This window comes from Bradyrhizobium algeriense (assembly GCF_003062295.1).
In the GTDB taxonomy this organism is placed as follows: Bacteria; Pseudomonadota; Alphaproteobacteria; order Rhizobiales; family Xanthobacteraceae; genus Bradyrhizobium; species Bradyrhizobium algeriense.
Genome location: NZ_PYCN01000022.1, coordinates 23,472 through 43,537 on the forward strand (window position 1 = coordinate 23,472; position 20,066 = coordinate 43,537).

At 62.3% G+C, this 20,066-nt stretch carries 17 protein-coding genes; 6 read left to right on the forward strand and 11 right to left on the reverse strand.

The genetic code is table 11. The features are described 5' to 3' along the window. Positions 1-30 precede the first annotated feature (30 nt). Positions 31-1,131, forward strand: a complete 1,101-nt coding sequence (locus tag C7G61_RS30660; protein WP_108520884.1) for an endo-1,4-beta-xylanase — start codon at positions 31-33, stop codon at positions 1,129-1,131. Positions 1,132-1,142: 11 nt separating this feature from the next. Here the strand turns inward: C7G61_RS30660 and C7G61_RS30665 are convergent, their stop codons facing one another. From C7G61_RS30665 to C7G61_RS44945, 10 genes are all read right to left on the reverse strand, one after another. Further along, positions 1,143-2,582: a lipopolysaccharide biosynthesis protein gene (locus C7G61_RS30665; protein WP_108520887.1), complete on the reverse strand. Its 1,440-nt coding sequence runs from the start codon at positions 2,580-2,582 to the stop codon at positions 1,143-1,145. A gap of 1 nt (position 2,583) precedes the next feature. Continuing rightward, positions 2,584-3,639, reverse strand: coding sequence for an acyltransferase family protein (locus C7G61_RS30670; protein WP_244608541.1), 1,056 nt, complete (start codon positions 3,637-3,639; stop codon positions 2,584-2,586). Continuing rightward, the gene (locus C7G61_RS30675; protein ID WP_190242035.1) at positions 3,636-4,742 is read right to left on the reverse strand and encodes an acyltransferase family protein; all 1,107 of its coding nucleotides are present in this window, start codon (positions 4,740-4,742) and stop codon (positions 3,636-3,638) included. The genes C7G61_RS30670 and C7G61_RS30675 overlap by 4 nt, the downstream gene beginning before the upstream one ends. A gap of 41 nt (positions 4,743-4,783) precedes the next feature. Then, positions 4,784-5,818, reverse strand: a complete 1,035-nt coding sequence (locus C7G61_RS30680; RefSeq protein ID WP_108520892.1) for a glycosyltransferase — start codon at positions 5,816-5,818, stop codon at positions 4,784-4,786. 18 nt (positions 5,819-5,836) lie between these two features. After that, positions 5,837-7,132 carry a VpsF family polysaccharide biosynthesis protein gene (locus tag C7G61_RS30685; RefSeq protein WP_190242036.1) on the reverse strand — a complete coding sequence of 432 codons (1,296 nt, stop codon included), beginning with the start codon at positions 7,130-7,132 and terminating at the stop codon, positions 5,837-5,839. Between the two features lie 101 nt (positions 7,133-7,233). Then, the gene (locus C7G61_RS30690; protein WP_108520894.1) at positions 7,234-9,549 is read right to left on the reverse strand and encodes an AAA family ATPase; all 2,316 of its coding nucleotides are present in this window, start codon (positions 9,547-9,549) and stop codon (positions 7,234-7,236) included. Further along, the gene (locus C7G61_RS30695) at positions 9,530-10,957 is read right to left on the reverse strand and encodes an outer membrane beta-barrel protein (RefSeq protein ID WP_108520897.1); all 1,428 of its coding nucleotides are present in this window, start codon (positions 10,955-10,957) and stop codon (positions 9,530-9,532) included. Before C7G61_RS30695 ends, C7G61_RS30690 begins: the two co-directional genes overlap by 20 nt. Positions 10,958-11,252: 295 nt before the next feature. Then, positions 11,253-11,963 (reverse strand): polysaccharide biosynthesis/export family protein, encoded by a 711-nt coding sequence (locus C7G61_RS30700; RefSeq protein WP_244608542.1) that lies wholly within the window; start codon positions 11,961-11,963, stop codon positions 11,253-11,255. Between the two features lie 5 nt (positions 11,964-11,968). Further along, positions 11,969-12,694, reverse strand: a complete 726-nt coding sequence (locus C7G61_RS30705; RefSeq protein WP_190242045.1) for a metallophosphoesterase family protein — start codon at positions 12,692-12,694, stop codon at positions 11,969-11,971. A gap of 77 nt (positions 12,695-12,771) precedes the next feature. Beyond that, complete coding sequence (locus C7G61_RS44945; RefSeq protein ID WP_190242037.1) at positions 12,772-12,915, reverse strand: hypothetical protein; 144 nt, start codon at positions 12,913-12,915, stop codon at positions 12,772-12,774. Positions 12,916-13,481: 566 nt separating this feature from the next. On the opposite strand from C7G61_RS44945, the gene C7G61_RS30715 reads away from it, so the two are divergent. The 5 genes from C7G61_RS30715 (at position 13,482) to C7G61_RS30735 (ending at position 19,045) form a co-directional block, all read left to right on the forward strand. Beyond that, positions 13,482-14,246: a sugar transferase gene (locus C7G61_RS30715; RefSeq protein WP_108520907.1), complete on the forward strand. Its 765-nt coding sequence runs from the start codon at positions 13,482-13,484 to the stop codon at positions 14,244-14,246. 35 nt (positions 14,247-14,281) lie between these two features. Further along, positions 14,282-15,715 carry a mannose-1-phosphate guanylyltransferase/mannose-6-phosphate isomerase gene (locus C7G61_RS30720; protein ID WP_108521084.1) on the forward strand — a complete coding sequence of 478 codons (1,434 nt, stop codon included), beginning with the start codon at positions 14,282-14,284 and terminating at the stop codon, positions 15,713-15,715. 87 nt (positions 15,716-15,802) lie between these two features. After that, a complete protein-coding gene (locus C7G61_RS30725) occupies positions 15,803-16,591 on the forward strand; it encodes an FkbM family methyltransferase (protein WP_108520910.1) in 789 nt (262 codons plus the stop codon). 70 nt (positions 16,592-16,661) lie between these two features. Continuing rightward, positions 16,662-17,981 carry a UDP-glucose dehydrogenase family protein gene (locus tag C7G61_RS30730; RefSeq protein WP_108520912.1) on the forward strand — a complete coding sequence of 440 codons (1,320 nt, stop codon included), beginning with the start codon at positions 16,662-16,664 and terminating at the stop codon, positions 17,979-17,981. A gap of 47 nt (positions 17,982-18,028) precedes the next feature. Continuing rightward, positions 18,029-19,045, forward strand: a complete 1,017-nt coding sequence (locus tag C7G61_RS30735; protein ID WP_108521086.1) for an NAD-dependent epimerase — start codon at positions 18,029-18,031, stop codon at positions 19,043-19,045. On the opposite strand, the gene C7G61_RS30740 is transcribed toward C7G61_RS30735, so the two are convergent. Next, positions 19,042-19,983, reverse strand: coding sequence for a helix-turn-helix domain-containing protein (locus tag C7G61_RS30740; protein WP_108520914.1), 942 nt, complete (start codon positions 19,981-19,983; stop codon positions 19,042-19,044). The two genes, C7G61_RS30735 and C7G61_RS30740, sit on opposite strands and share 4 nt — an antisense overlap. Positions 19,984-20,066 lie beyond the last annotated feature (83 nt).

Sequence of the window (20,066 nt, forward strand, 5' to 3'; positions counted from 1 at the left end):
GGCGAATCATTCACGTGATGGAGATCAGCTATGCAGCAGTGGTCGAGGCGAGATGCGCTCGCTCTTATCGCAGGAGCAAGCGTTGCGTCGTACGAGAAGGGAGCATCCGCGGCGCAGCCCACGCAGAGTCTCGGCGCCATCGCCGCCCGTAACGGGATCGTGTTCGGCGCAGCTGCAGGCCCTGTCATCGACAAGGATCATGCTTATCGCGAGCTGTATCAGACGCAGACGCGGATCGTTACGACTGACATTGCGATGAAGATGGGAACCATCGCGCCGCAGCCGGGGCCGAAGCGGTTCGAGAGCGCGGACCGGCTGCTGCAATTCTGTGCAAGCAACAACATTCCGATGCGGGGCCATTGCCTGATCTGGAACGAATGGGTTCCGCAATGGATCAGGAACATGAGCGGCGCCGAGCGCGAGAAGTTCTTCGATTCCTATATCGAGGAAGTGGCTGCCCGTTATGTCGGCAGGCTGCATTCATGGGATGTCGTCAACGAACCGTTCTGGCCCGGGCACAAGGCACCCGGCGGTTACAGGCTCGGTCCATGGTACGATACGTTCGGCACAGGATACGTGCGCCGCGCCTTCGAGCGCGTGGCGATGGTCGACCGGAAGACCAAACTGGTTCTGAACGAAGCACAGAGCGAGCGCGACGATGAGGTCGGCCGAACGGTACGCAAGGGATTGCTGCAGCTGGTGGATGAATTGAAGCATGCCGGCGTGCCGCTGCATGCCGTCGGTCTGCAAAGCCACCTGCAGCCCCGCTACCCGCACGACCCCGGACGCTTCGCCGAATTTCTTCATGCCTTGGCCGAACGTGGCGTCGAGATCTACCTGACTGAATTCGACGTGCGCGACGACACGTTTCCAGATGACATCGCGACGCGCGATGCCATGATCGCCGATACGGCCGAGAAGTACCTGAATAACGTGCTGCGCGTTCCGGCCGTCAAGGTGGTGATCGCGTGGGAACTTGCCGACAACTACTCGTTCTATACCGATGCGGCGAAGAAAAAGGACCCCCTCGCGCAACGGCTGCCTCGGCCGCTGCCGTTCGATTCATCGATGCAGAAGAAGCCGCTCTGGTTCGCGATGGCGCGCGCGTTCGAGAATACAAGGAAATCGTAGGTCGAGATCACTCACGCCCCCGAATGTTGGGGGCGTGGGCGGAGTATCCGCACCAGCGTCGGTGCGTAGAGCAGGGCGAGCGCGCCGAAATAGACGGCGGCGCCTGCCGCGACATGTGCCGCCAGCACGGCAATGGTTCGCGCCTCCGGGAAGATCCGCAGCAACGCCGCCATCGCAATCGTGGCCAATGCGATGCGCACGAGATGGCCGACCGGAAGCCGCAGGCCAAACCGGGTAAACCCGATCGAGAAGCTGACACTTGCCGCGGCCAGCGCCGCCAGCACGGTGGCGCCGGCTACTCCTGTGAGTCCCCAGCGCGGCAGGAACAGAGCGCTCAGCACTACGGTTGTCGACGCGTCGATCGCCGCAATTCCCATCATCCAGCGCGTGCGGTTTTGCAGGAGAAACACCTGATCGCCGAAATGGGCGCGCAGGTTGCGGATCGCGCCGGCAAGCGTGGAGAGCGGCAGCACGGCGAGCGTCACCGCCTGGAACGGAACTGCGATCAACAGATGCACGATCTCCGCTCTCAGCATGAAGATGCCGGCGAGGCTCGGCGCCAGGATAGCGACCAGGAGCGCGCTGTTGGCGGCAAGCTGGCGCATGCCGGCCTGGCTGCCCTCCTGTTCCATGCTCTTGACCGCCAGCGGGAACGCGGCGGCCGTCACCAGCATGGCCGCGACCGCCGCGGCGCGCTGGCCGAGGCCGTAACCGACCGCGAACAGCCCGGCCGCGGCCACGCCCGACATCTGGTTGACGATGAAGCGCGACGCGTTGAGGCCGACCCAGCCGAGCGTGCCGCCGACGATCAGTGGAATGCCGTAGCGCAGCGCGTGCGTGACGATCTCACGGTCGATCGGCCAAAGGCGGTAGCCGCAGCGCAGCGTCGGCATCACGATCAGCGCCGCGGTCAGTTGCGCCGCGGCGTATCCCGCAAGCGGCCACTCCGCCGATTGGCCGAACAATTTGATCAGCACCAGGCCGAGGACAAATCCGACCGACGGCCCGAATACCTGCTGGATCGTGTAGACCCGGATCTGCTGCTGCGCGCGGGCGCGCTCGCCGATATAGAGGTTGAGGGATCGGGTAATCACATAGGCGACGGCGGCAAGGAGGAGGTCCGTTCTGGCGCCGGGCGCAATCACCAGAAGCAGAATTCCAATGACGGCCGCACTTTGCAACGTAACGGATGCGAGCAGGACCGCGTTTTCGGTACGGTAAAAGCGTGGCGCGTCATTGGCGTCCTGATAGCGTCCGAGGAAACGCAGCGCATATTGCGACCACCAGGCGAGGAAGCCGATCTGCAGCAATTCGTGCGTGGCTGTGATCAGCGTGATGACGCCGAGCGTGTGCTCATCGACGACATGCGTCCACACGATCATCGCCACAAGCTGGCACAGCGGCCCGACGAATTGCGCAGGCAGATAGAGCAGGGTGTGTTTTAAGAGCATCTCAGGCCCCCAGCCAGCGGCAGAGTCGGGCGGAGGCGAACTGCCGGACGGCCAGTAGCGCGGCGGCGCTGAGGAGGATGGCCAAGCCGCCGCAAACGGCGAAGCTGGCGATGCCGCCGAGCTGATGCAGCGTGGTGTGATCGCGCAGCAGCATGACGACGAAGATGTGCCAGAGATAGATGAAATAGCTGCCCGAGCCGAACCATCCAAGCAGCGGCGAGCTTGGCTGGACGGCGAACAGTGCAACGCAGAACAGCGCTGCATAGAGGAAGAAGGCGGTCGAATCGTAGGTGGCGGCGTCGCCGAGGCCGAGAATGCGCACGGCGGCATAGACCATGTAGGCCGCCAGCATGGCGCCAGGCAGCGCGCGGCGCATGTTGTGGTCGCTCAGGTCTGCGAACATCGCGGTCAGCGCGCCGAGCGCGGCAAACGAGAACCAGAACGGAATGTCGCGCATGCGGACTTCGTCGAGCAGTGCGTCCGAGGCGCCGAACCTGGACATAGCAGGATCAAGATAGCTGCCTGCGAGCAGACCGCAGCCGATCGAGAGGATCAGCAGCGCCGCAATCCGTTTTCTTGAAGCAGGTTGTCCGGTGCCGCCAACCGCGAAGACGAGCCACAGGCCGAACGTGCAGCAGACATAGACGAAGACGTAATAGTAGACGAAGACGTACCCCAACCCGAACCGCGCCAGCGTCGTGCCGATGCGATGGTCCATCGCCGGATTATGCAGCGCCATGTAGGCATAGGCGGCGACGAACGCGATCGCGTAGGGAATCAAGGCCGCCTTTAACCGCTTCGCGAACGGCACGCGGCCGGAGAGCGCCGTCAGATATCCGGAGGCGAACAGGAAGACCGGCACGCAGGGCCGCAGCGCCGCGTCGAGCGATTTTGCCCAGATAGCATCGAGCGGCTGCGGCAGCGAATGAATTCCGATCACCATCAGGATCGCAATGCCGCGCATGGCATCGATGACGCCGTCTCGGCTTCGGGCCGGCGCCTGTGCGACGCTCAGGGATCCCGCGTTTGCCGGTATGCGCTCCACGACCGTCATCATGCGCCCTCCCGCCGCGAGATCGCGGGAGACGGTTCGGGCCTGATGGCGCGGCGGTCGTAGGCGTCGGTCAGATATCGCCGCAGCGGCGTTTCAAACGCGCGCAGTGAGACGATGCTCGCTAATGCAAGAACGACGATCGCCACCGGCGCAAGTATCAAGCGTTCATGCGGCGACAGCGAAAGCAGCCGCGATCCGAAGGTAATGATGACGGTCGCAACCGGAATATGCAGCATGTAGCAGGAATAGGTCAGCGGCGACCAGCGATCGAAGCGGAGCCGCGACAGCAGTGTCTCGCGTCCCGCGCAATCGGCCTGGATGGCGAGCATTGCGATGGCATAGATCGCCAGCAGGGCAGTCATCGTCGGTAGCAGGGAGCCGAGCACGATAAACGCCGCCAGCGATGCGGCCAGCACGCCGGGAGTTGCGGGCCAGCGGGCGATCCGGTCGCGGAACAGATAGCAGGCTATGCCGAGGTTGAAGGCAGGCAGCGCCCTGAAGGCGCCTCCCTGGTTGATCCAGTCGACCCACGGCGTCGTTCCTGCTGCCCATGCCCAAAGGGAGTTGGCGAGCGCGGTGATGACCACGAGCGCAATGACCGCCTCCTTGCGGCGCTGCGCGATCAACGCGACGGCCGGGAAAAGCAGATAGCAGAACATCTCGGCAGAGAGCGACCAGCTCGGGAAGTTGAACGTCAGGCGCTCGCCGATGAAGGCGTGAAGCAGCAGGAACTGTGCGGGCAGGTCGGAAAGGGGGTAGCGGGCGGGGTTGTCGGTCCGGGCGGCGCCGAAATGAAGCGCGCCGGCAAGCGCTATATAGAAAGCAAGCGTGGCGAGATGCAGTGGATAGATGCGGGCGAGGCGACGCCAGAGGAAGCGGCCGATCGATGCGGCGTCGTTGACGCGGCCGAAATACTGCCGGGTGATGACAAAGCCGGAGACGACAAAGAACAGGTCCACGAACAGGTTGAAATGCAAGGTGTGCGCGACCATGAATTGGCCGACGCCCGCGTCCTTGAAGTAATCGGAATAGTGAAGGATCACCACGGCGCCGGCCGCAATGATGCGCAACCCGTCCTGATGCCTTGTGGCGCTGGTGTCATGCAAGGCGGCGGTACTCCGGACCTGAATTTCCTGGAACGCGAGTGTCAGGCGGCAAGGCTGGCGATCAGGCTGATGACCGTGTCGCGGTCGCCGCGCGCCAGATCGTTCCAGCGCGCCAGATTCCGTACCGCCAGCGCCACGTATCGGGCGCGCCAGTCTTCGTTCGACAGAGCAGCCGCGATCCGCGCCGCCGCGCCAGAAGGATCGGCGGGATCGACATGGATGCCGGACTCGCCGAGCACCTCGCGGAAAATGGCGGCATCGGGGGCGATGATCGGCAGGCCGGCGTATTGCGCCTCCAGCAGCGGCAATCCCAGCCCTTCGTCATGCGAGGTGCAGATGAACAGGTCGGCGGCGTCAAGCAACTGATTGACCCGTTCAGCGGACTGATATCCGTGCAGCGTGACGCCCGGTTGGCTCTCAAGCGCTAGCCAGTCGTCGCCCCATCCCGGTCTACCGACGATGTCCAGCGTTGCTTCCGGAAATCCCTGCATGCGCAACGCATCGAGGATTTTCGCCGCGGCTCTGAAATTCTTGCGCGGCTCCACCGTGCCCAGCGCGATCATCCGAAGCGGCTGCGGCTGTGCGCTGCGTTCGCCGCGTTGCCCGGGGTCGAGGCCGAACACGTTGCGGACCGAAGGCCGATAGAGCGTCACCTCGGCATCGGGCCGGCAATGCGCGGCAAGTTTGCGCCTTGTATCGCCGGAATTTGCCAGAAAGCGCGGGTAGTGGCGCAGCGCGAGCTTGAAGGGCCCGGCCATATAGAGCCGCGCCCGCATATTGAGCTCGGCGCGCCGCGTGATCAGAAAGTCATCGTGGATATAGGGCAGCACCCGCGATGCGAACGGCCGCAGCAGCGGACTGGGCGGAAAGCCGGGGCATAGCAGGATGGAGGACGAAGCGGCGAGCCGCATCGGCAATCCCAGGGTCTGCGTCGTCACCATCTGGCGAAGACCCTGCGCCTTCACCGGCACGACATCGAGCGGCGCCAGCGCGGCCTCGGAGAACAGCTCGAGCGTGATGCGTTCGAGGCCAGTGACGTGACGTCCGAGATGGGTGTTGTCGACATAGATAGTCATGCGAAAGGAGATCCCGTGTTATGCCGGAACGGACCGGTAGCTGATGGATGGGCGGACTTGCGCGGGCGCGGCGCCGCGCCGCGGCTCGCGTGGCAGCAAGACCGAAATGAGGATCACGAACTGCGCGAGCTGAATGTTCTTCGACGAGAAGCTCACCGAACTGGCGGCGATGATGACGATCAGCAGCACGATCGCCCATGCCGCGGGGTTCGAGCGGCGCAGCAACTCGACGAAGAAACAGACCAGTCCGACCGTCATCAGGATGGTGTGGACGAGACCGAACTGGACGACGGAGGCAATCCAGAAGTTTTCGATGCCGTAGTTGAGGCCGAGCTGCGACTGGAGCGCATTCACCCGAACCGGGTTGGGGCCGAGGATCAGTTCATGCCAGTCGAAATGCGAGAGCAGGCTGAAGGTGGCATAGCGCGCCAGCGTGCTGCCCTTGTCGGACGAGAAGCGCAGCAGCATCTTGTCGAAAATGCCGAGGTCGAGCGCGGCGAAGACGATGGCGCCTGCGGCAAACAGCACGCAGATTGCCAGTATTGCCGCGGGAAGCGGCATTCGCCTTCCCCGCATCAGGCGGAACGCCTCAAAGACCCCGAGCAGCCCGATCATCGCCAGCACGGTGACCAGCGACGTCCTGCCACCAAAGGCCATCAGCGATCCGAGGTTGAATGCGATCAGCGGCAGCCGCAGCAGGATCGGCGGACAAATCGCCGGACGGAGCACCAGCGCCAGAACATAGGCGCCGACAATGCCGGATGCCGTGAGCGGGTGGCCCAGCAGCGCCGCGGAGCGCCATTCGCCCGCCACCACGACGTCGCCGAGCGTCAACGGGATCAGCCGATGGCCGGAGAAATACTCATAGTAGCCGATCACGACGTTCAGCAGGATGGTGAAATGAATGGCCCAGGCCAGCGGATGTTTTCGCGACGCTGACAGTTGCCACATCACCATCGCGATCAGGATCGGCAGCAGAAACGTGTCGATGATGACCGTGAACGGGCGTTCCAGCACGATTACCTGGATCAGCAGGAACAGCCAGCAGAGCAGATAGGCCAGCAGCAGCTTCGATTCGGAAAACATCCGGTTGATCTCGCCGACCGGGCCGCGGCTGCGCAGCAACAGCAGAGAGAATGCGAGCAAGCTGAAATAGGTTGCCGGGTGCAGTTTTTCGTAAAAATTGCCGCCTGCCGTCAGATAGTGGATTTTCCATTTGGTCAGAACGGAGGAGGAGAGCGTGAACGTTGCAATCACGGCCAGCAGCAACAGACCGGCTGCGATCCGTTCGATGAATGCGTCGGCATTCGCCATGCGCCCATGCGTATAGGAAGCCGGCCGCATTGCCGGTGACGCAAGGGGGCGGCGATGCACCTGTGCGACGCCGGCCGGTCTGTGCAACGGTCCGCGCATTCTCACCGCGCCGCTCCGGCATGGAGGCTGGCGGCGCCGTATGGCTTGAGATAGGCCGAGCTGCGGTAGTAGTCGTAGAACTGCAGGCGGCTGAGATCCACTCGTGTGAGCACCGTCCCCATGATCCGGTCGCTGACCGGGGACAGCAGGTCCATGGCGTGGGACAGCACTTCGCCGGGGGTCTGGTCCCATGCCAGCGCCAGGATGATGCGATCTGCGAGTTCGGCGAGCGCACGGCCATCGACCAAAGGCACCAGCGGAGGCGAGTCGACCACGATCAATTCGTAGCGGTGACGGAAGTGATCGAGAACGTCGACGATCCGGTCGGAGAACATCAACTCCGTGATGTATTCGACCTCCTTGATCCTGGTCGACGGCAGAATCGAAAGCCCGGTGCTGTGATCCACCAGAATGGCCTGTTCAGGCGCGGTCTGGCCGATCGCGACTTCGAGCAGTCCCGCGTCAGCGCGCGGACAGAGTGCGCGGGTCACTTGCGGGTTGCGGAGGTCGCCATCAATCAGGAGCGTTCGGATGCCGAGCATGGCCAGCGACTGCGCCAGGTTGATGGCCAGCGTGGTCTTGCCTTCGCTGTCGAGCGCGGAGGTGACCTGTACGACCTTTACCGGCTGTGATCGCATCGTCCGTTGCAGCGCGAGGCGAACGGCACGGATCGCTTCCGCGAAGAAGGTGCCGGGCTCGTCGATTGCGTAGCGCGTCAAGGGTGGCTGTAGCGGCGCCGGCAGCAACTTCGTGCTCTTCGGATCGTAGCGGCCGAGTTCGTTGCGTCCGCGCCGGGCGAGGCGGGCGAGCTCGCGCGCGCCGATTAATGGAACCGCCGCAAGCACGGGCACGCCCGATATGGCTTCGGCCTGTTCGAGCGTCTTGACGCGGCCGTCGAGATAGTCGGTGAGGAACGCCAGCACGCTGCCGGCGCCGAGCCCGAGCATCACGGCGAGACCCAGGATCAGCATCGTCTTGGGAGACGACGGCCTGATCGGAATGCTGGCCTTGGTCACGATCCGGGAATCCGGCATCTCCAGGCTCTCTTGCGCCGTCGTTTCCTTGGAGCGCGCTAGGTAGGATTCATACAGCGTGCGGTTGGCCTCGGCCTCGCGCTGCAGTTCGCGCAAGCGCACCTGCGCCTGCCCCGAGGAAGTGGACACGCCCTGAAGCTTGTCGAGGCTTTGCTGCAGCGATGTCTCGCGGGAACGCGCCACGTCGTAGTCGTGTTTGGTGCTCTCCAGTATCCGCCGGATTTCCTCGTTGATCAGTCTCTGGGTATCGCGCCGCTGCGCCCGCACATTGGCGACGAGGGGGTGACGCGCGCCGTATTTGCTCGACAAATCAGCTTCGTTCTTGGCGATGTCGGCATATTGCGTGCGCAGTTTGGTGATCATTTCCGAGGAAATGGCCGCGTTGATGCCGCCGGGATCGCCGCCGGATTTCGCGATGTCCTGGATCTGCTCATACTTGGCCCGCGCCTCCGCGGTTTGCGCGCGGGCGGCGATCAGCTTGCCGTTGAGGTCAGTGATCTGCTGGTCGTTGAGCGTGACGCCCTGCGACACCATCAAATTATTGGCGGAACGATAATCCTCGACCGCCTTTTCGGAGGCGACAACCCTCAACTTCAACTCGTCGATCTGGCTGTTGAGCCAGGTGGCGGCAATGCGCGTCGCATCGTATTTGGCGCGTACCTGCTCGTTGAAGTACGCATCCGCAATCGCGTTGGCGATGGTCGCGGCCTTCTGCGGCGATTGCGAACTGACGGCGACGTCGACGAGGAAAGTGGTGCCCTGCCGCGTCACTTTCATCCGCTTCTGAAGGATATCGACCGATCGCGACCTGGCGGCGTCCTCCGGGCTGGCTCCGTCGCTCGGCCCGCTGCTGCGGAATAGCCCCTTGATGGGATCGAGCAGGCCGGGCTTCGGCGTGAATTCCTCGTCTTCGGTTAGCTTCAGCTTGTCAACGACGCGCGTCAGAATCGCGACCGACTGGATCAGCAGCGTCTGGCTTTCGATGGTCGCATCATCCGTGCCGAAATTTGACAGCACGGACTGGTTGGTCTCGACGACATTGGCACGGCGCGGATCGACCAGCACGGTCGATGTCGCTGTATAGAGAGTGGTGGTGAACATCAAATAGGTCAGCGCCAGCCCGAGCAGCGCCAAGGCCGGCAGCGCCAGCAGCCGGTAGCGGCGGCGCAGGATGCGGCCCATCTCGCGCAAATCGACGGTCGGATACTGCCAGCTTTCCGCGGGGGGGCGGGTGACAGGCTCGTCGGGGATTACATAGGGCAGGTCAGAATTGCGCTGTAACATTCATTCCTACCAGGTGTTTATCGAAGGTGAAGACGGGAATGTCGCTGTCGCGCTTGGTGTAGCGGTAGTAGGCGGAAACGGCCGCGAAACGATTGACGAGGTATTTGACGCGGGTGTCTGATGTCAGCACGTTGTCCTTGCGGAGCTGACCGAAGAACTTGTCGTTCTCGTAACCGCCGGCGAGCGAGACGATGATGTTGCGCCGCAGCTCGTAATCGAGGCCGAGCTGCACCGCATTGGCGAGCACGCCGGTGACGCTGGTGTCGGTGGTCTGCGTGACAAGCTGTTCGGCATTGAAGTGCACGTCGAGCAGGCGCGTCGGCCGCCATGTCAGCCGTGCGCGGTAGGAAGGGCCTTCGATGTTGCCGATCGACGGATCGTCGAAGCGCTGCTGAACATAGCCGGCGCCGAATTCGCCGGTCACCAGATTGCTTAAGCCGACCGTGATGCCGGTCAGCGCGCGATAGCCTTGCGAGTCCAGCGTATGGCCCGGCGTTCCCCTGAGGTCGCGCTGATTGCCTTCCACGCCACCGAACCAGCCGAGGGTGGAAGAGATCGCATAGTCGATCCGGCTGTGCAGCGCGTAGACCTGCCCATCGCGGGCGTCCTGGTTGATGACGGTGCCGTCCTGCGCGCGCGTCGATCCGTAGTCGTAGGAATCGGTGCGGAAGCCTACCGATGTTGTCAGGCGGTTGAACTCCTTGCGCAGCGTGACATCGCCGGACATCAAATTGTATGGCGTCGGTGATATGGCGTTGGCGGGGGAAGTGAGCGTGCCGACGCCTTCGTTCAGATGCGCGATCTGAAAGCTGCCGAGCAGCATCGTGTCGTTCGTGATGTCCAGCCAGCCATTGCCCTTCAGGCTGGCGTTGGTCTGGTTCAGGCTCGAAAACTGGTTATAGGTCGTCGACTGCGCGTCCAGTTTCAGGTCCAGGCCATGCCGTCCCCATAATGAGTGCGCACGCAGCGTCGGCTCGATCACCGCCGCGATATCGGAGCGCGGCGCGGTGTTCGACGCAAAGACGTTGCTGTCGTAAAAAGTTCCGGCGGTCAGCGACGGGTTGAACATCCAGGAACCGGAGCGAATGCCGACGGGTTCATAGCCAGGCTGTTGTCGCTTCTTCACCGGCATGTCTTCGGGCGGGATCTCTTCGCGATTGTTCGGATCGGTCCGGTCCGGCAACGATGACGGTTCAAAGATCTTCTGTGCGTTCCAGGGGGAGGCGAATTCTCCGCTGGTCCATGGAATGGCCTGGGCATTCGCCGACGATCCAAGACCGAGCAGGATGACAGCCGCCGGGGCGGGCAACAGGCTGAAGCGGCATCGGCCGGGCACGCGTATGGAGCGGAGCCGTTCTCCGCTTCCTTCGGATGCATCCAGCGATGCAAGTGTTAACTCGAGTCCCATCACCGATCCCTTGCGGGAACACGAAGGCGGCGAACACTTAACGGGCGAAGCCCATCGCTCAGAAAATGATCGTCGACTGCGCATAAGAAAGGCATGCCTCATACTCGGTACGCGGGCGCAAGGTTTTGAATTGTGAGATTGAAGTGATGCGCTCGCTTGCAACGCGCCTTGCCGGAAAAAGTTTTCCTCGCGCCGCAAAAATATTTCGCAATGCAAAACGCTTGTGACGACAACGCAACACACACGTCGTCATCGGCACGCAAGCGGCATGCATCTCATCTACGGTTCCGCGACGCTAGAAGTAGCGTTCCGGAATCCGAATGTTGTCGCCCGGGAAAACCGGAACAGGAGCATTGAGAGGCAAGATCTCTTCCGTACCGGCGCCTGAGCGGCGCAGAAAGACCTTGTTCTCATTGGCCCGGTACGTGAACCCGCCGGCGCTTGCGACCGCGTCCATCACCGTCAACCCATGACGATACGGGTATTCGCCGCTCTTCTTCACTTCGCCGAGGATGTAGTACGGGCGATACTGCGCGATCTCGACGTTCACGCGCGGATCGCGCACGATTCCCTTTGCAAGCGCGGATGCGATCGATTTCTCGAGTTGCCGCGTCGTGGCGCCCGCAGCCTTTATATGGCCCGCGAGTGGAATCGAGACCTGACCGGTGTTGTCGATCTCATACTCGCCGGTGATGTCGCTCTCGCCGTAGACCTTCAGCCTGATTCGGTCGTTCGGGCCAAGGATGTAACTTTCCGCAGACGCTGCGGATGGTGGCGTCTGTGCTGAAGCATGAACCGAAAGGCCGGCACTGATGCCGGCGATCGCAAAGACGAAAAGAAGTAAGTGAAGCGTCAGGCCAGCGCTGGGCGACCGTTGCTGCATGGCTGCATCTCCGTGAATGCACGTACAGCCGTCGATCATTGAGAAGAAAACACGGCAAAAAAATGTGAAGCGGGAGTTCCATCTGCTGAAAGATGCGCGCACTGCAATCACAAGTCGTTGCATCCGTGTCACAAGAACAGGATCGTCGATCCTTCGATCGCAATGCAGGTCAGGGTTCCCGTTCGCCATGCAGCGGTGTCGATATTGATCCGGTTGGAACGGATGTCGGGATGCGGCACCGGCGTATGGCCGTGCACAACGAATCGTTCGTGGTTCCGCGTGCAGTCGAGAAACTCATCTCGAATCCAGATCAGATCGTTGGGATCCTGATCATCGAGTGGAACGTCCGGACGAATGCCGGCGTGAACGAACAGAAAATCTCCGCAGCTGAACTGGTTACGCAGGCACTGCATGACCAATTCGTGTTCACGCGGGAACGCATCGAGAAAGCGGCGATGCAGATCGTTCGCCGTCTCGGTTCCGTTGCGCAGCTCGACACCATAGGACGCAAGCGTCTGCATGCCGCCCAGTTGCTGCCAATATTGCAGGATAGCCGGATCCTGAAGGAATCCTTCCATCACAGCCTCGTGGTTGCCGCGCAGGCACACCGCGCGATTGGCGACGAGTCGAACAGCGAGCAAATCCATCACCGTCCTGGAGTGCGGTCCGCGGTCGATGTAGTCGCCGAGATAGACCTCTACCGTATGCGCGACCGGTCGGCGCCGGATGTCGTCATCGATGCGCGCCGTGATTTCGCTCAGCAGGTCGGCCCGGCCGTGGATGTCACCGACCGCATAGATGCGTGTAGCGGCGGGCGCCGAAGCGTTAACGGAGCGCGAGGGTGCCGCGGACATCTGGTGCATGGTGTGCGATGTCGATCATGGAACCGGGTGGCGGTCAATCCATCACGCAGCACGCCGAGACGAGGTGTCTAGAAAAAGAGCAGAGCGATCAGGATAACGATCGCCACCCACGCTATCACATTCCCGATGATGATTCGGTTCCTGAGCTTGCGGTCAGGCAGCGCTCTGTCGTGCGGAACCAGCGCGCGGCTGTGCAGACGTTCGGCCATCATGGGCGCCTCCCCGGAATTTGCTCCGCGAAGTGGACGGCTCGCGAATCGCTGCCGTCTCTGTTTTTTCTTCGAAGCCTGGCGATCATCGCGCCAGCTTGTGCGCTTCAATCACCGTCTGTCGTCAGGCTGTGGTGGATCGCTAGCTTTCGATGAACGATCTCGCTCAAGACAACGGCGTGACGGCCATTTGTTGCCCTTATAGCGACGCTGCATTGTTCAATTTTATGTCGAGAATCGAAGAGGCGATTTTGTTCCGAGATTTTCGAATATGCATAGCTGCATCGAGTCACACGCAGCCCGTTAACCGGGCAAATCGAAACTAAGCGCTTCCGAACAAACCGGAATATCGCGTCGCACAAATCACGGTAAAGATTCCGTTGCGTTGTTCCACACGACATTTTCGCTTTCGCGCCAAATTTCGCTCAAGATTGTGGAAAGTCTTACCGATCGGCGGGCGTTCGCGCTCGCGGAAAGTGCTGACGTTCGCTGCCGCGAAGTCGTCACGCGCGGTGCCGAGCGACTCGAATCGCTCGATCACAGTCCGGTTTCAGCAAGAGAGGAGAGTCATGAGCTCGATCGTGACAGCCAACTTCGATCGGAACAACGTCACGCCGATTCGGAGAGAGCGGACTCAGATTTCGGTCCGTCCTGTCGAGTTTGCCGGCGGCGGTACGCATCGTGCGTATCGAGGCCGCCGGCGTTCGCGCCGTGTCGCGCGGACTGAGCCGTCGTCGTCGATCGCAAAGCGCGTCTTCGACATCGCCGCGGCAGGCGGCGCATTGCTGTTTTTCGCGCCTCTCCTGATTGCGATTGCCGTGGCGATCAAGGCGACGTCGCCGGGCCCGGTGCTGTTCTTTCAATACCGCTACGGCTATCGAAACCGCCGCTTCAAGATCTACAAGTTCCGCACCATGCGTAACGATGTCGGTGATGTGCGCGGTGTAAGGCAGACGGTCCAGGGCGATGCGCGCGTGACGCCGGTGGGGCGAATTCTGCGCAAGACCAGCCTCGACGAGATTCCGCAACTGATCAACGTGATCAAGGGCGACATGTCGCTGGTCGGGCCGCGGCCGCACGTTCCGGGAATGCTGGCCGCGGATCTGCCCTACGAAGATCTCGTGCCATATTATTTTCAGCGCCATACGGCGCGGCCCGGTATTACCGGGCTCGCGCAGGTCAGCGGCTGCAGGGGCAGCACGGCCGAGTTTGGGCCTGCGGTCTCGCGGATCGATTACGACCTGCATTACATCGAGCAGTGGTCACTGCGCATGGACGTCATGATCATCATCCGCACCATCCGCAAGGAATTCCTGTCGGGAAGCGGATTCTGACCAACGTCAAGACATCGAAGGACCATGCCATGGCGATGATCGAGCCGCGCGGCCGTATCGTACCCGTTCTCCTGTCAGGTGGCGCCGGCTCGCGGCTGTGGCCGCTGTCGCGCGAAACCTACCCCAAGCAATTGCTCTCGCTGCTCGGCGAGAACACTCTGCTGCAGCAAACGGCGCTCCGGGTCGACGATCGCGCGCTTTTTGCCGAGCCGATGGTGATCGCAAATGCCGAGCACCGTTTCGCGATCGGCGAGCAGTTGCGCGCGGTCGGCGTCGATCGTCCGACCATCGTGCTCGAACCGTTCGGAAGAAACACCGCGCCTGCGGTCGCGATTGCAGCGCTGCTCGCCAGTGAAAGCGATCCTGACGCCGTGATACTGGCGATGCCGGTGGATCACTGGGTGCGCGATCACGCCGCGTTTCGCGCCGCCATATCGGCGGGCGTCACGGCCGCGCGATACGGCCGATTCGTCCTGTTCGGCGTCCGGCCCTCATCGGCGGCGACGGGCTTCGGCTATATCCGGATGGGCGACGAGTGGGAGGCCGCTTCGTCGATTCGCAGTGTGGCCAGCTTCGTCGAGAAGCCGGATCTGGTGACGGTGGAGCGCCTGCTGGCCTGCGACCAGCATGTCTGGAACAGCGGCATATTTCTGCTGCCGGCCCGCCAGTTCATCGACGAGTTGGCGCAACGGGCTCCGGACGTGCTCGCCGCCTGCCGCAAGGCGCTGACCGGCGCGACCCGCGATCTCGATTTTCTTCGGCTCGATGAACGGGCCTTCGAGGCCTGCCCTGCCATCTCGATGGACTACGCGATCATGGAAAAGACCGACAATGCCGTGGTCGTGCCCGCGACGTTCGACTGGAGCGACGTCGGAAGCTGGTCGGCCTTGTGGTCGATGGCGGAAAAGGATCCGTCGGGCAATGTGGTGATTGGCGATGCGGTGATGGAAGACACCTCGGGCTGCTATGTCCGCGGCGATGGGCAGCTGGTCGCGGCGCTCGGGGTCGAGGATCTCGTCATCGCGACCTCGCCCGATGTGGTGCTCGTGACCAGCCGCAAGCGCGACCAGGATGTCGGAAAGCTGGTCGAGCGCCTGAAGGCAAACGGCCACCGGTCGGCGACCCAGACTCACAGCGTCCATCGTCCCTGGGGCTACTATCAGTCGATCCATTCAGGCGACCGGTTTCAGGTCAAGCGGATCACGGTCAATCCCGGCGCCAAGCTGTCGCTGCAGAAACATTATCACCGCGCCGAGCATTGGGTCGTGGTGAACGGCACCGCGATCGTCACGCGCGACGACGAGGAAATCCTCTTGCGCGAGAACGAGTCGATCTTCGTGCCCCTGGGATGCATGCATCGTCTGGAAAATCCCGGCAAGGTTCCGCTGAATCTGATCGAAGTCCAGTCGGGCGCCTATCTCGGCGAGGACGATATCGTTCGCGTGCAGGATATCTATGACCGTGTCTGAGGTGCGGCTGGGTGGGAGGCAGCATCCGCATCGAGGACGACGCATGCCGCGGCGAATTCTGTGCGTGCGACACCAAGGGAGGCGGCGATGAACGCAAAGCAACAGGTCAAGGAACTGGTGAAGGACGCGTTTCCCTCGATATGGCTGCAATGGCATTTCATGAAGCGGCCCAAATCGGCCGAGCGGGAACTGTCCTATCTCGACAAGGTGATTCCCGATGACGCGGTGACGGTCGATGTCGGCGCCAACTGCGGCCTGTACACGCGGCGGCTGGCGCGCCTCTCCCGGCAGGTTCATGCCTTCGAGCCTTCGCAGCAGATGGCACGGCTGCTGCGCCGAACCTCGGCGCGGAATGTAAGCGTCCACGAGATCGCTTTGTCGGATCATGACGGCGATGCCGAGTTGTTCGTCCCGCAGGGCGAAGACGGCCTGGTCCATGGTCTGGCCTCGCTGGAGGCGCGAAACGGCTCTTCGGCCAGCCTGGTCTCTGCCCACGTGCCGATCGCGCGGCTTGATGCTGTCATCGACCAGGATGTGGCGTTCGTGAAGATCGACGTCGAAGGTCACGAGTTGAATGTCCTGAACGGCGCCGTCGAACTTCTGGAGCGGTGTCAGCCGGTATTTTTGGTGGAGGCGGAAGACCGCCATCGCGCCGAGGCGACGCGCCTGGTGTTCGAATTCTTCCGGGATAAATCCTATCGGGGCTTCTTCCTGAAAGACAGTGAGGTGATCGGCGTAGAGCAGTTCGATTCCCGCAGGCTCCAGGATGCCGGCGCGCTGCGGCCGGATGGCGGCCGCAAGGACGGACGGTTCTACGTCAACAACTTCTTTTTCTTTCCCCGTCATCTCGATGGCGAATCGATATTGAGCAGTTAGCTCATCGTCTCACCGCCATCTTTTGTCGGCGCAGCCAACGCTGCGCGCGGCTTTTCAGACAGGAACCGTAATGCATATAGCGATGATTGGCGCCGGCTATGTCGGGCTGGTGTCAGGGGCGTGCTTTTCCGATTTCGGGCATCAGGTCGTCTGTATCGACAGCAACGCGGAAAAGGTTGACCGCCTCAACAACGGAGAGATGCCGATTCACGAGCCGGGGCTGGCCGAACTGGTGGCGCGAAATGTTGAACAAGGTCGCCTTTCATTCGCGAGCGATCTGAAGTCGGCCGTCAGCGAAGCGGAAGTGGTGTTCATCGCGGTCGGCACTCCGTCGCGCCGCGGCGACGGCCATGCCGATCTGTCCTATGTCTATGCGGCGGCGCGCGAGATCGCGGCCGTGCTTCCGGAGCGGGCGGTGGTGGTCACCAAGTCGACGGTTCCGGTCGGCACCGGCGACGAGGTCGAGCGCATCATCCGCGAAGAGAATCCCGCCGCCACGGTCACCGTCGTCTCGAATCCCGAGTTCCTGCGCGAAGGCGCCGCGATCCGCGACTTCAAGCATCCGGACCGGATCGTGATCGGAACGGATGACGTACGCGCCCGCGGCGTGATGGCCGAGGTCTACCGGCCGCTTCACCTCAACGCTTCGCCGATCCTCTATACCGATCGCCGCACCGCCGAGCTGACGAAATATGCCGCGAATTCCTTTCTCGCCACCAAGATCGCCTTCATCAACGAGATCGCGGACCTTGCAGAAAAGGTCGGCGCCAATGTGCAGGAAGTCGCGCGCGGCATCGGCCTCGACAACCGGATCGGCCAGAAATTCCTGCATGCGGGCCCGGGTTTTGGCGGATCCTGCTTTCCGAAGGATGCGATGGCGCTGATCAAGACCGGCCAGGACAATGAATCGCCGGTGCGAATCGTGGAAACGGTGGTCGCCGTCAACGATCAGCGCAAACGGGCGATGGCGCGCAAGGTCGCCAACGCGTTCGGCGGCAATCTGCGCGGAAAATCGATCGCGGTACTTGGCGTAACCTTCAAGCCCGATACCGACGACATGCGCGACGCGCCGTCGATTCCGCTGATCACCGCGCTGCAGGACATGGGCGCCGAGGTTCGCGTTTTCGATCCCGTCGGCATGGAGCAGGCGAAGAAGGTGTTCGAGAACGTCACCTTTAGCGAAAACGCCTATCGTTGCGCCAAAGGATGTCACGCGCTCGTCATCGTCACGGAATGGGAGCAGTTTCGCGCGCTGGATCTGAAGGAATTGTCCACCATCATGGCCTGCCCGGTCATCGTCGATCTGCGCAACATCTACTCTCCGGAAGAAGTGGAGCGGAACGGCTTTCTGTACTGCGGCGTCGGTCGGCCGAAATCGGTGGCGTACTGATACTGATGCGTAGAGGCCGTCATCACATCGGATAGGGTGCGCGCATGATGTCGGATCAGGCAATTCTGGTAACGGGGGCGGCGGGGTTCATCGGATTCCACGTGGCGCAGCGGTTGCTGCAGTCCGGCCACCGCGTCGTCGGGGTCGACAATCTCAACACATACTACGATCCGCGGCTGAAGGCGGCCCGGCTCGATATCCTCCGCAACGACCCGCGCTTTCAGTTCGAAAGGCTTGACGTGGCGGATCGCGTGGCGATACCGGCGCTGTTTGCGCGGTATCGGTTTCCCGTCGTCATCCACCTGGCCGCGCAAGCCGGCGTACGATACTCGCTCAGGGATCCGCACGCCTATGTCGACGCCAATCTGGTCGGCTTCACCAATATTCTGGAGGGATGCCGGCACAATGGCTGCCGTCATCTGCTGTTCGCATCCTCATCCTCCGTCTACGGGGCCAACAGGAAGCTGCCGTTTTCGGTGCACGACAACGTCGATCACCCGATCAGCCTTTATGCCGCGAGCAAGAAGGCCAACGAGTTGATGGCGCATTCGTACAGCCATCTTTACGGGATACCGTGCACCGGCTTGCGTTTCTTCACGGTGTACGGCCCCTGGTATCGCCCCGACATGGCGCTGTTCGTGTTTGCGGACGCGATCGTCCGCGGCGATCCGGTCAAGCTGTTCAACGGGGGGCGGATGCTTCGCGACTTCACCTATGTCGACGATGTGACGGAAGCGCTGGTCCGCCTGATCGAGCTCCCGCCGCAGGTTGGGCAAGTCGGGTTGAACGGAATTCAGGACCCGGGATCGAGCATTGCCCCCTGGCGCATCTATAATGTCGGCAACAACAAGCCGCAGGAATTGATGCTCGTGCTCGGTCTCCTCGAGCAGGAGCTGGGGCGCAAGGCCAACAAGGAACTGCTGCCGATGCAGCCGGGCGACGTGCCGACGACCTATGCCGATGTTGATGATCTCGTGCGTGACGTAGGCTTCCGCCCGGCAACTCCGATCGAGGACGGCATCCACAGGTTCGCCAGCTGGTATCGCAGCTATTGCGAGGCTTAGCCGGTTGGTGGGCTAGCGCGAAAATCCCGTGGCGTGGCGCCAAATCTGTCCTTGAACGTGCGCGTGGCGTGGGCGGCATCGGCGAAGCCGCATTGATGCGCAAGCCTTGCGATCGGAACGCTTGCCAACGAAGCCTGCCGCAGCAGGTCTTTGAACAATTCGACACGCAGATGAAGGACATGGCGTTCGAACGTGGTCGCGCGGTCAGCGAAGATGCGATGAAAGGTTCGCTCCGAAATGCCGAACTCGGCGGCAAGCGCCGGCGCCGGCCGGATCGTGGCGATGTTTGCCCTCAGGTAAGTGTCGATCAGCCTGAACAGGCCGGGGCGGCTGAGCTCATGGCTTGCGCCGGCGGCAAGGCGCAGTATCGCCGATAGATAAGCGACGATGTCAGGCTCGTTTTGTCTTGCCGCTGCGTCCGGCACGGAGATCGCGTCGCGTACCAGCGCGGCAATCGCGCGCGCAATCGTCCCGGACAAGGGGATAGGCTTCGCGCATAGTCGCTCCGCTTCGGGGACGGATCGCAACAGCGACGAGGCGGGGACGGTGGCGATCAGCAGTTCCACGCGCTGCTCGGGACCGAACAGCCGATCCTCGAACGGACGCCGCGCATCGTAGAGCACGCCGTATCCCGGTTCGATCGTGCTTTCGTTTCCGGCTTGCACGATCGAGCTTCGGCCGCGCCGTTGGAAATCGAACATGAATTCGTCCGAACCGGCCATGTTCACGAGCCGGGCATCGCGGGTGTAGCATTGTGGACTACTGTCGAAGCGGACCAGCTTAGCGCCGCCGATTTCGACGAATTCGAAATGACCGCTGACGACTGCAGAGCCGAGCGGCTTGGTTTCGACACTGGCGAATGACCGGCAGATCGCCTCGGTCCAATAGGCTGTTCGCTCGGCCGGGCGGATCGGGTCGGTGGAGACGCTGATCGGCATCGTGCGAACAAGATCCGGTTTGTGGTCCCCCAGCGTCGCCCAGGACCGGTCGCTCTGGCAAGGGCCAAACCGCCGGACGTGGC